The sequence below is a fragment of the Brevundimonas guildfordensis genome (genome assembly GCF_014836405.1).
Lineage (GTDB): Bacteria > Pseudomonadota > Alphaproteobacteria > Caulobacterales > Caulobacteraceae > Brevundimonas > Brevundimonas guildfordensis.
Genome location: NZ_JACSQU010000001.1, coordinates 692,262 through 704,341, shown reverse-complemented (window position 1 = coordinate 704,341; position 12,080 = coordinate 692,262). Strand labels below are relative to the sequence as shown.

Below are 12,080 nucleotides of genomic sequence, written 5' to 3'. Positions count from 1 at the left end.
TGAACACGGACCTCGCCATGAAGATCGCGAAACGCCTGCTGCCCGCCCTTCTCGGCGGCGTCTCCATGCTCTGCTTCGCTCCGGCTGCGTTGCACGCTGAGCCGGCGGCCCCTGCCCTGGCCGCGACACCTGCGCCGCCCGAGCGCGACGCCCGACCCAACATCGTCCTGATCGTCGTCGACGACATGGGCTATTCCGACCTCAGCGCCTTCGGCAGCGAGATCCGGACCCCGCACCTGGACGCCCTGGCGGCCAGCGGCGTGCAGTTGACCAACTTCCACGCCTCCCCGGCCTGCACCCCGACGCGCGCCATGCTGCTGAGCGGCGTCGACAACCACATCGCCGGCGTCGGCGCCATGGTCGAAGTCATCGCCCCTGAACAGGTCGGCGTGCCGGGCTATGAGGGCGTGCTGAACGACCGGGTGGTCCCCTTCCCGGCCCTGCTGCAGAAGGCCGGCTATCACACCTTCATGGTGGGCAAGTGGCACCTGGGGATGAACGACGGCCAGGGCCCGAAGGACCGCGGTTTCGACCACTCCTTCGCGCTTCTGAACGGCGGCGCCGACCACTTCACCCAGGGCGGCACCATCTTCGCCGCGCCCAAGGCCAGCTATCGCGAAGACGGCGCCCTGGTCGACCTGCCCGAGAGCTTCTACTCGACCGACTTCTACACCGACCGGATCTTGCAGAATATTCAGGGCGTCGACGACCAGAAGCCCTTCTTCGCCTATATCGCCTATACCGCGCCGCACTGGCCGCTGCAGGCGCCGGATCAATATCTGGACCTCTATCGTGGCGTCTATAACGTCGGCTACGAAGCCATCCTCAACGGCCGCATTGAACGCATGAAGGCCATGGGCCTGATCGCCGAGGACGTGCAGGCCGCGTCCTCACCCGGCGTCTGGCCCGAATGGGACGAGCTCTCGGCCGAGGAGAAGGCCAAGGAAGCCCGGCGCATGGAGGTCTACGCCGCCATGATCGCCAATCTGGACGACAACGTCGGGCGGCTGGTCAGCGAGCTGAAGGAGATGGGTCAGTACGACAACACCGTCTTCGTCTTCCTCTCCGACAACGGCGCCGAGGGCAGCGACGCCGAGGATATCAGCGAGAAGAATCGCGAGTGGATTCAGTCCACGTTCGACAACAGCCTCGCGAACATGGGACGGCCGGGCTCCTTCATCGGCTACGGCCCCAACTGGGCGCGCGTCAGCTCCGCGCCGTTCCGCCTGTTCAAGGCCTTCACCTATGAGGGCGGGGTCCGCACCCCCGCCTTTATCGCCGGCCCCGGCGTGCGCCAGAGCGTGAGCGACGCCTACTTCAACGTGAAGGACCTGGCGCCCACCTTCCTGCAACTGGCCCAGACCGTCCATCCGGCCCAGGAAGGCGCGGACGTGCCGCCCTTGCAAGGCCTGTCGGCCATCCCCTTCCTGACTGGCCAGAGCGAACAGGTTCACCCCGCCGACGCCACCCACTGCCTGGAGATGTTCGGCCGCGTCGCGGTGCGCCAGGGCGACTATAAGTTGACCTACAGCAACAGCCCGTGGGGCAGCGGCGACTGGGAGCTGTACAATATCAGCCAAGATCCGATCGAGGCCCGCGATCTGAGCCAGACCGAGCCCGAACAACTGGCGCTGATGAAGGCGGCGTGGAAGACCTGCGAAACGGACAACAACATCCTGTGGACCCCGGCCATCGCGGGCAAGAACGCCTATGGCAACACCAGCGTGCACTTCCCCGAGCGCCAGACCGACTTCCGCACCCCCCAGTGATCCGACTGTGACCCGATCCAAAGATCCCGTGACGTTGGCGACCCTCCCCGCAGGCGACTTCGTCATGGGATCGGACGATCACTACGTCGAGGAACGCCCCGCCCACCGGCGCAAGATCGACGCCTTCGCCATCGACTCCGTGCCCGTGACCAACGCCCGGTTCGCCGCCTTCGTGGCCGACACCGGGCACCGGACCCTGGCGGAGACCCCGGTCAATCCGGCCGACTATCCCGGGGTGGCTGCGGAACTTCTGGCGCCGTCGTCCCTGGTTTTCACGCCCCCGCCCGGCCCTGTGCCCCTCACCGATCCACGCCAGTGGTGGCGCGTGGTGGCGGGTGCGGACTGGCGTCATCCGCTCGGCCCTGGTTCCTCGATTGAAGGGTTAGAGGATCACCCCGTGGTGCATGTCGGCTTCGCCGACGCCCTGGCCTACGCGCGGTGGGCCGGCAAGACGCTGCCCACCGAGGCGCAGTGGGAATACGCCGCCCGCGCCGGGTCTACGACCGAATACGCCTGGGGCGACAACTTAGAGCCCGAGGGTCGGCAGATGGCCAACCTGTGGCAGGGCGCCTTTCCGCATCACAACAGCCTGGCTGACGGCTTCATGCGGACTTCCCCGGTCGGCTACTATCCGGCCAACCCCTGGGGCCTGTCCGACATGATCGGCAACGTGTGGGAGTGGACCCTCGACACCTATGAGAAGGACCACGCCGGCACGCCCGCCAAGAGCTGTTGCGGGATCACCGCCCGACCGTCCGCCCATGAGTTCAAGGTGCTGAAGGGCGGCTCCCACCTGTGCACGCCGGACTACTGCCTTCGCTATCGCCCCGCGGCCCGCCTTCCCCAGGCGACCGACACCTGCGCCTCCCACATCGGCTTCCGCTGCTGCTTGTAAAATCCACCCAGGACGCCAGGCCGCAGACCGACCCGACCAGCGCGCCGAACAGCGCGCCGAACAGGTGGCGCGGCTAGGCGCCGAGTTGCCTGGGAACATCAGCGTGCGTCGTCACTGCAGCGCTGTCGAAGCCCGGCCGCTAGCCCGAGGTCAGAGGACTTCAAACAATCCCGCCGCGCCCATGCCGCCGCCGACGCACATGGTGACGACGACATAGCGCTCACCCCGGCGTTTAGCTTCGATCAGGGCGTGGCCGACCATGCGGGCGCCGCTCATGCCATAGGGGTGGCCGATCGAAATGGCGCCGCCGTTGACGTTCAGCCGCTCGTCCGGAATGCCCAGACGGTCGCGGCAATACAGCACCTGGACCGCAAAGGCTTCGTTCAGCTCCCAAAGGCCGATGTCGGAGACCTCAAGGCCGAAGCGTTCCAGCAGACGCGGCACGGCGAAGACCGGACCGATGCCCATTTCGTCAGGCTCGGTGCCCGCCACGGCCATGCCGACGTAGCGACCCAGCGGTTGCAGACCGCGACGCGCCGCTTCCCCTGCCTCCATCAGAACACAGGCCGAGGCCCCGTCTGACAGCTGGCTAGCGTTGCCCGCCGTGATGATGCCGCCCTCGATCACTGTGCGCAGGCCCTGCAGGCCTTCGAGCGTGGTGTCGGCGCGGTTGCCCTCGTCCTTCTCCAGCGTGACGTCGCGGTAGGAGACCTCGCCCGTAGCCTTGTCCACCACCTTCATGCGGCTGGTCAGCGGGACGATCTCGTCGTCGAACTTGCCAGCCGCCTGTGCCGCCGCCGTGCGCTGCTGGGATTGCAGGCCATAGGCGTCGCAGGCCTCGCGCCCGATGCCGTAGCGCTGGCTCACCACCTCGGCGGTTTGCAGCATCGGCATACAGGCATCCGGCGCATGGGCGAGAACCGTCGGATCACTGCTGACCCGCAGGGCCGCATCCTGAACCATGGAGATGCTCTCCACCCCGCCGGCCACAACGATGGGCATCTGGTCGATGATGATCTGCTTGGCTGCCGTGGCGATGGCCATGAGGCCGGACGCGCACTGCCGGTCAATCGTCATGCCGGCCACGCTGACGGGGAATCCGGCCGCCAGCGCCGCCGTGCGGCCAATGGTGTGCTGCACGCCCTGGGGCAGCGCCGAGCCGATGATGCAGTCATCGATTTCGGACGGATCGATGCCGGCGCGGGCGACGGCGGCCTTCAGCGCATGGGCCATCAGGGTCGGCGACGGGGTGTCGTTGAAGGCGCCGCGATAGGCCCGGCCAATGGGGGTGCGGGCGGTCGAGACGATTACGGCTTCACGCATGGCGGGTCCTTAATGGGCAGTGGTGTTGAAGGCGGACGAACAGGCTTCAGTCTGCGGCACGGATGGAGCAATCAAGCCGATATTCCAGAACCACGCTAGGTCTCCGGAGGCTCGGAGGCGACAGACCACCTCCTCATGAAGGTCATAACCGTTCCGGGTTTTGACGCGGGCTATTGGCCTGTCCTCGAGAGCCAGATAGGCGCGCGCATCGCCATAGGCGGGCCAGTCGCTCACTCCCTCAGCCAGGGGGCGGCCCGTCTTGACGAAGCTGGCCCAGTAGCGGGTCATGGCCCTGGACAGTCCCTCTTCTTCCGGGGTCGCAGGCGGGCGCGGCCAATACCCCGGGAGCCGATCAACGGTGCCGAAAATGTAAGGGATTTCCGAAGCGTGGAAGGCCCGAAGATTATGAGCGTCCTGGGCCGGGTAGCCGTGATCCCAATAGTAGAGATAGCTGTTCAGCCCGGCCTTCTGCTGGCCCTCCACCAGCCGCTCGGCGCTCCAGCCATAGAGGCCGTCACGCGTGGCGGCCAACATGGAGGCGTCGAGGTCATCCCCCGGATAGAGGTCAAGGAAGGGACCGGCCAGATCGCCATAGCGGGTGCGGATTTCGCGGACCCAGTCCTCCTGGGTCTCGGGCTTGGGCGGCAGGAGAATCCGCAAAGATCGGATTTCACCCTCATTGAACCCCGCCAGAACCGGCGTCTTGGCCTGTTCGCCCGCGTCAATTGCGTCGATCACCTGCTTGGGCAGGATGTGACCGTCCACCGTCCCCATGGGGAAGTAGCCGGTCGCCGGCAGCTTGGCCAAGATATCGTCTGCAGAGAGAGCGCGAAGCTCATCAGCGGTTTGGGCCCCAAGCGCCGTGGCCACCGTCGTCCCCGCCAGCTCTGAATCCGGCCAGCCGACGTAAGGCGTGTCCCGCAAAGTGGGCGAGGTGATCATATAGGGGCTTTGGGCGAAGGCGCCGTGGAACAGGCCCTCAGCCCTGGGCGAGGTCATCAGGTACATGACGCTTAGCGCGCCCGCGCTCTCGCCCGCGATGGTGACGCGAGCGGCGTCCCCGCCAAAGCCGGCGATGTTGTCTCTCACCCATCCCAAAGCGGCGATCTGGTCCAGCAGGCCATAGTTGCCAGAGATGTTCTCAGGCGTTTCGGCGCTCAGGGCTGGATGAGCCAGCCAGCCGAACAGGCCGAGGCGATAGTTGATGGTGACGACGATCAGCCCCTCGCGGGCCAGGGCGGCGCCGTCATAGAAGGGCTCGTGCCCTGCCCCCATGCTGAGCGAACCGCCATGGATCCAGACCATGACGGGCAGGTCCTTGGCGCCCTCAGGCGCCCAGACGTTGAGATAGAGGCAGTCCTCGCTGATGGCTTCGTAGTCGGCGACCGGCGTCTTGACCTGCATGCACGCCGCGCCGAACCGGGTGGCGTCCTGCACCCCACTCCACGCCTCCACCGGCTGCGGCGCGCGCCACCGCAAGTCGCCGACGGGCGGTTTTGCGAAGGGAACGCCCTTGAACACGGCAAGGCCGTCTTCGACCTGGCCCCTGACCTGACCGGCCGTGGTCGTCGCCACCGACGCACCGGCTACGGCCGTCGCCGGCAGTAGCGCCAGGGACATCACGCCCGCGACAAGGAAAGATCGAAGACTGCTCATCTGCACCCTCAGATACCGGGGCCGAAACCGGCCTTGCCCAGTTCCAGCTTCGATTGGTCAAAGGCCTGATGCGGGACGATATCGTCGGCCGGGTCGATCAGCTCGTCAAACCGTTCGACCAGGATCTCGGCGATATCGTCGGCATCGGCCGGCACGTGGATGCCGCGCGTCATGGAGATGCGGGCGGCCTCAAAGCTCTTGGCTCCGGCGCAGATGATGGTGCGGTTGGGCGCATCGGCGTGCACAAGCGCCAGCACGGCCGGCGAAACAAACTCGGGCCGGATCAGGTCCACCGTCTCCTGAGGCATCAGACCTTCCATCATCTGCGTGGCGGCGGTCGGCGCCAGCGCGTTGACGCGGATGTTGTAGCGCTCGCCTTCCAGCCCCAGCGTCTGCATGAATCCGACCACGGCCATCTTGGCGGCGCTGTAGTTGGCCTGGCCGAAATTGCCGAAAATGCCCGACGACGAGCTGGTCATGACGATCCGACCATAGTTCTGGGCCCGCATGATCTCCCAGACCGCCTTGGTCGGAATGACCGAACCCATGACATGGACATCAAGGATCAGGCGGAACGAGTCGAGGTCCATCTTGCCGAAGCTCTTGTCGCGCAGGATGCCGGCGTTGTTCACCAGAATATCGATCCGGCCCCATTGCTCATGAGCCGTCTTGACCATGGCGTTGATGAAGGCCTCGTCCGTGACGGAGCCGATGGCCGCCATCGCCTCGCCGCCAGCGGCCTTGATCTCGGCCACGACCGCGTCCGCGCCGGCGCCCATGTCGTTGACGACCACCTTGGCTCCGCGCTTGGCCAGCAACAGGGCGTGGGCGCGACCCAGGCCGCCGCCGGCGCCGGTCACAATGGCTACCTGGCCGTCGAGTCTGATCATGAGCATTCTCCGTTGTCGTAAAGCGGCCAGCCAGCCCCCCCGACTGGCTGGCCGCGCCGTCACTCGGCGCCGGCCTTGCGGGCGTCCAGAGCGGCGATGATTTCCGCGTGGCGCTTGCGTGTCAGACGATAGCCAAACAGGAAGAGCGGCGCGAGGAAGGCGATCAGGGCGGGCAGCGGACCGGACGCCAGCGCCAGCTTGGTCAGAACCTCGCTCGGGATGACCAGATCCGGACGCGAAGCGATGTCCGTCGGGAAGCGGATCAGGTCCAGCGCGACCCCGGCGATCAGGCCCCCGACGCCCGACGCCGCCTTGAACGCCAGCGTCAGGCCCGAGAAGAACAGCCCTTCGCGGCGCACGCCGAACAGATACTCATGCTCGTCCGCGGTGTCGGCCATCATCGACTGGAAGCCCACGCCCCCGACCATGATGGCCGTGCCCATGAGCATGCCGTTGATCAGCAGCACGATAGCCGCCGCGTCCGGCGTGAGCTTCACCGGCGACAGGACCTGATAAAGCGGCGGCCAGAACAGCAGGATCGCAATGGCGAAATAGGCGATCAGCGACAGGGTGCGCTTTTCCATGCGACGCAGGATCAGCGTGCTGAGCGGCGCCCCCAGGACTGGCCCCAGACAGGCGCTCAGCAGGATCATCTGGATAGCCGTCGTATCCAGCCCCCAGAAGTAGCGGCTGGAATGCAGGGCCAGCGACGAATGGGTCGAATAGGCCAGAAAATACAGCAGCACCGTTCCGAACAGCAGCATGAAGGAGCGGTTGCGCTTCAACTCCTTCATCTCGCGGAAGAAGCCGAGCAGCAGGTTTTCCTTGCTCTCCTCAGGCCCGTGCAGGCGGGGCTGGACCGACCAGACCGAACGAATGGCGATCATGCCGGCCAGGAACATGGCGAAGGCGCAGGTCCAGCCGAACGGGACATAGTTCTCGCGCTCCAGCATCCCCGTAGCGCCGGACATGAAGACGCCCAGACCCAGGACCACGCCGAGCAGGATGCCGGCGTTCTGGAACGACAGACGATAGGCCACGATGCTGGCCCGCTCCGTGTGGTTGTCGGTGACCTCGGCGCCGACAGCGGTGTAGGGCAGCACGAAACCGGACAAGGAGACCCGCAGCACCACCAGGCAGACGGTGGCGTAGATGAACTGCGCCGCCCCGGTCAGGCTCTCCGGCATGGAAAACAACAGGCCGAACGACAGGACGAAGGGAATGAGACCCAACGCCATGAAGGGCACGCGGCGGCCATAGCGGGATTTCAGCCGGTCGCTGGCCAGGCCGATGGCCGGATCGGCCACCCCGTCCACCAGCAGAGCGATCATCTTGGCCAACCCGGCCATAGTGCCGCTCATGCCGCAGACGGCGGTGAGGAAGAACAGCAGGAAGAAGCCGAAACCGGCGACGACAATGCCGTCGGCCAGGGCTCCCGAACCGTAGGTGAGTTTGAAGACGCGCGTGAGGGGCTGGCTGCGCAGCGCGGCCCCCGTCGCTGGACTACTTGGATGGCTCATGCCGCTCCCCACATGCTTACGCCCCGAACTCAACGGCCTGAGCGCGCCCTAGCGCCCTGCCCCGTCGAGTGCGCCATAGATGCCTTGCTGGAACACCGGCAAGGCCTTGCGCCCTGCGGCCCCGCGCCCCGTGGCGATCGTTGAACCGCTGTTGGCCGAAACCGGGACCTGGTGCTGGATCAGGAAGATCATCACCATGTCGTTGGCCGGATCAGCCTGCCACCATGTGCCGAACACGCCCGGCCAGGTGAAGCTGCCGACTTCGCCGTATCCATAAGGGTTGTCGGTCAGGTCCTCGGTGATCGCCAGACCCAGGCCGAAGCCTGACTTGGTCCACAGGTCCATGCCTGCGAACTGATACTTCCGCTGTTCCGGCGTCAGGCGGTTGGTCAGCATCAGCTCGACCGTCTCGGGCTTGAGCAGACGAACGCCGTCCAGCTCGCCGCCGTTCAGCAGCATGCGAACGAAACGGTGATAGTCCGGAGCCGTCGACACCAGTCCGCCGCCCGCAGGCGTATATTCGGGCGGGGCCTCGAAGACAGGGATGTCCACCCTCGCCAGTCCATCCACGCCCTCCTGATAGGCATAGAGGCCGGCCAGACGATCCAGCTTGTCTGTCGGCAGCCAGAAGTCGGTGTCCATCATCCCCAGCGGATGCAGCACCTTCTCAAGCATCGCCTCGCGCACAGAAACGCCGAGCACGCGGCCGATCAGGAAGCCGAGAACCTCGGTCGAATGCCCATAGTGGAAATGGTGCCCCGGCTGGCATGACAGCGGCAGCGTCCCCAGCCCCGCCAGCCATTCATCGACCGATTTCTCATTGATGCCGGGATCCCCCAGCGCCGCATTATATGCCGCCTGGATGGGCCCTTCGGAGAAGGGCGCATAGGCCAGCCCGGAACGGTGGGTCAGAAGGTCCTCGACCGTGATGTCGCGATGAGCGGGCTCGGTCTGGTCCAGCGGCCCGGCCGGGTCGAGCAGAACCTGACGATCGGCCAGCTCGGGGATCCAGCGCGTGACCGGATCCTCGAGGGCGATCAGACCCTCCTCGACCAGCATCATGGCCAGGACCGAGGTCACCGGCTTGCTCATCGAGGCGATGCGGAACTGGCTGTCCGGACGCATCGGCTTTTCAGCCTCGCGGTCCTGCCAGCCGATCTGCTCCTCATAGAAGACCTGCCCGTTACGCGAGGCCAGCGCCACCATCCCGGCCAGTTCGCCGCGATCGACGAAGGCCTGCAGTTTCGGGCGTACGGCCTTCAGGGCCTCCGGATCAAAGCCCAGAGAACGGGCAAGTGCTTCATGACTCATCACGCTACCACGGGTCGCTGCTTAGAACTTTTTGCGCAGGTTCAGCGCAATGAAACGACCGATGGGGTTGTAGGCCCCGCCGATGCCGTCGGTGGCCGGGAAGTAAGGCGGGGTCTCGTCCAGCAGGTCATTGACCTGAAGCGAGGCCGTCATGCCTTGCGACCAGCCGGCGTCGGGCAGGGTCCAGGACACGCGCAGGTCGACCGTCACGTACGGCGACGACGTGTACTGGGCCACGCCGGTCGGGGTGGCGTAGTTGTTGGTGTATTCGCCGCGGAAGTTGACGAAGCTCGCCACGCTCCAGTCGCCCACGTCGGCGCCGAGGGTGAAGCGCGCCGTCGTTTGCGGAATGCCCAGGTCCAGGCTGTCGGCCACAGCCGAATTCGGCGTCTGTTTGACGTCGTAGTTCAGGATGTAGTTGGCCGACAGGTCCGCATAGACCAGCCCGAAATCGGTCGGCCAGTTGTAGCGGAAGAACATGTCCAGACCGTCGGTGCTGCGCATCCCGAAGTTGTTGAGGCGCAGGTCGAGGAAGTTCACGGCCGCCGGGATCGCCGAGGGAACGTTGACGTTCACATGGCCTGCCAGCAGGGCCTGAAGCTCGCTCGGGGTCGGGTCGCGATGGATGACCTTTGAGAAGGTCGGATCGGTGAAGACCATGGCGGCCGATGGCACGCCGATCGTGTTGATGTACTCGATGTTGTAGTAGGTGACGCTGGCCTTGAAGTTGGGTGCGAAGGATGGCGTCCAGTCCGCGCCCAGCGACCAGGTTTCAGCCTCTTCCGGCTGCAGGTTCTTGTTCCCGCCCAGCAGATAGATGGTGGCGACCTGATTAGGGCCGCGCGTCGGGTCGTTGGCGCCGACAACTGAAGTGGCCGCATCCAGATAGTATGCCCCGACCGTCGCGCCGATCTGGCGCATGCCCGGCGCACGGAACGATTGGCCGTAAGAGGCGCGCAGGTCCAGACCGTTTGCAGGGGTCCAGTTTACGCCGATCTTCGGGTTCGAGGTCTCGCCGAAGTCGCTGTATTTGTCGTAGCGGCCCGACAGCGACAACGACAGCTTCTGCACCAGCGGCAGGGCGTTGGCCTCGCTGACGAGCGGGGCGAAGATTTCGCCGTAGAACGAGCTGATATCGCGGTCGAGCTTTTCGGGCACCGGAGAAGCCCCGACGACCCCGCGCTGCTCAAAGGTTTCCTTGCGGTATTCGGCGCCCAGGGCGATTTTCATCGTGCCGCCGGGCAGCTCGAACAGCGGACCGCTCAGACGGGCCGAGGCCATGTCCATATCCTGGGTGATGCCCACCGCCGTCGCCGCATTGGCGAGGATCGCCTGTTTGACCGCTTCGGACGTGCCATCGCCGAAGGGATCCAGCGCCGTCGCCGTCGTGACGCCGAATCCGGCCGCCGTGATCGCGGCGGTGTTGATGGCTGGAATATAGGCGTCGTTGTCCGTCCGGCCGAAGGTGCCGCCCAGCGTCAGCTCAAACTCGCGCGGCAGTTGGAAATCAACGCCCACCGAGCCGTTGAAGACCTGCTTGTCGTCACTGTTGATGAAGTGGTCGGCGCCGACGATGTTGTCCGGGCGGAACAACACGAAGGCGACATTGGCCGCGCCCCCCGCCGGACCTCGGAAGAAGGGATTGGCGGCGCTCATCGCCACCGATTGAACCGGCAGCCCCACGCGCATTTCGTCGTGGCGGTCGGCATAGAGCGCCTCGCCCCACAGGCGGATCTTGTCCGAGACGAGATATTCGCCCGACGCGAAGAGGCTGTGCAGCTCGGTCGAGGGGTAGAGATCGACCACTGCGCCGTTGTCGCAATAGTTCTTGGTGCCGGCGACCAGGCCCGGCGCGGCATGATACACGGCGTAGAAGCTCGTATCGTACAGCACGTTCGGCGTCGGGCAGTTGACCGCCCGCGCATCCAGACCGCCCTGCTTGGTGAAGTCCTGCGTACGATAGTCGCGGTCGCCGCCGGTGATGCTGTCGTTCTGGGTGTACTGATAAGCGATCAGCGCCGAGCCGCGCTCGAACGTCTTGCCGGCCAGCACGCCGAAGTGGCCTTGATAATAGGCGTCGCCCACACCGTAGTTGGCGCTCGCCTCGACGCCGTCAACACGGCGGCGCGTGATGAAGTTGACCACGCCCGTCACAGCGTCGGAGCCGTAGATAGAAGACGCGCCGTCGGCCACGACCTCGACCCGCTCGATGGCCAGAGCCGGGATCAGCGGATAGTCAGGCGCGGTGTCGTTGGCTGCGGCCGCCACCAGACGGTGACCGTTCATCAGCGGCAGGGTGGCGCTGGACGGCAGGCCGCGCATGCCCGGCGCAAAGGTGCCGAAACCGCCGCTGGCCGCCACAGGCGCCGTGTTGAAGCTGTTCAGCTGAGGCACGGACGCCAGAATATCGGGCGTGTTGGCCGCACCGAGACGCTCGACATCCGCGCGGCTCACGCCGATGAGATTGGAGCCTACCGGGGGCACGCCGCGGATGCTCGTCCCCGTGACGATGATCTCATCGACAGCGACGGCCTCTTCGTCAGGACCGGCCTCTTGGGCCTGAACCTGGCCGGCCGCCAGCATGATGGTGAGCAGAGAAGCGCCGCACACGGCCGCGCGCTTCGTCGAGTGACGAACGACTTTCAATTTGACCTCCCGATGGCGACTTCGGCCGCTCTAGCTTCATGGCCCCCGCGTCGGCGAGCCACTCATTCAT

At 65.8% G+C, this 12,080-nt stretch carries 8 protein-coding genes; 2 read left to right on the top strand and 6 right to left on the bottom strand.

Annotated elements, in window-relative coordinates:
• The first annotated feature begins 17 nt into the window (after window positions 1-17).
• Both H9656_RS03410 and H9656_RS03405 read left to right on the top strand, forming a co-directional pair.
• Window positions 18-1,769, top strand: a complete 1,752-nt coding sequence (locus H9656_RS03410) for an arylsulfatase (RefSeq protein WP_225212209.1) — start codon at window positions 18-20, stop codon at window positions 1,767-1,769.
• 7 nt (window positions 1,770-1,776) lie between these two features.
• The gene (locus tag H9656_RS03405) at window positions 1,777-2,664 is read left to right on the top strand and encodes a formylglycine-generating enzyme family protein (protein WP_318240588.1); all 888 of its coding nucleotides are present in this window, start codon (window positions 1,777-1,779) and stop codon (window positions 2,662-2,664) included.
• A 150-nt stretch (window positions 2,665-2,814) separates the two neighbouring features.
• On the opposite strand, the gene H9656_RS03400 is transcribed toward H9656_RS03405, so the two are convergent.
• Genes H9656_RS03400 through H9656_RS03375 form a run of 6 tightly spaced genes read right to left on the bottom strand, consistent with a single transcriptional unit; the run spans window position 2,815 to window position 12,010 of the window.
• Window positions 2,815-3,987: an acetyl-CoA C-acyltransferase gene (locus H9656_RS03400; protein WP_191742848.1), complete on the bottom strand. Its 1,173-nt coding sequence runs from the start codon at window positions 3,985-3,987 to the stop codon at window positions 2,815-2,817.
• Window positions 3,988-3,996: 9 nt separating this feature from the next.
• The gene (locus tag H9656_RS03395; RefSeq protein WP_225212208.1) at window positions 3,997-5,607 is read right to left on the bottom strand and encodes a carboxylesterase/lipase family protein; all 1,611 of its coding nucleotides are present in this window, start codon (window positions 5,605-5,607) and stop codon (window positions 3,997-3,999) included.
• A 44-nt stretch (window positions 5,608-5,651) separates the two neighbouring features.
• Window positions 5,652-6,533, bottom strand: coding sequence for an SDR family NAD(P)-dependent oxidoreductase (locus H9656_RS03390; protein WP_191742846.1), 882 nt, complete (start codon window positions 6,531-6,533; stop codon window positions 5,652-5,654).
• Window positions 6,534-6,592: 59 nt separating this feature from the next.
• Window positions 6,593-8,053, bottom strand: a complete 1,461-nt coding sequence (locus H9656_RS03385; RefSeq protein WP_191742845.1) for an MFS transporter — start codon at window positions 8,051-8,053, stop codon at window positions 6,593-6,595.
• A gap of 48 nt (window positions 8,054-8,101) precedes the next feature.
• Window positions 8,102-9,364 (bottom strand): serine hydrolase domain-containing protein, encoded by a 1,263-nt coding sequence (locus tag H9656_RS03380; RefSeq protein WP_191742844.1) that lies wholly within the window; start codon window positions 9,362-9,364, stop codon window positions 8,102-8,104.
• A 21-nt stretch (window positions 9,365-9,385) separates the two neighbouring features.
• Complete coding sequence (locus H9656_RS03375) at window positions 9,386-12,010, bottom strand: TonB-dependent receptor plug domain-containing protein (RefSeq protein ID WP_225212207.1); 2,625 nt, start codon at window positions 12,008-12,010, stop codon at window positions 9,386-9,388.
• Window positions 12,011-12,080 lie beyond the last annotated feature (70 nt).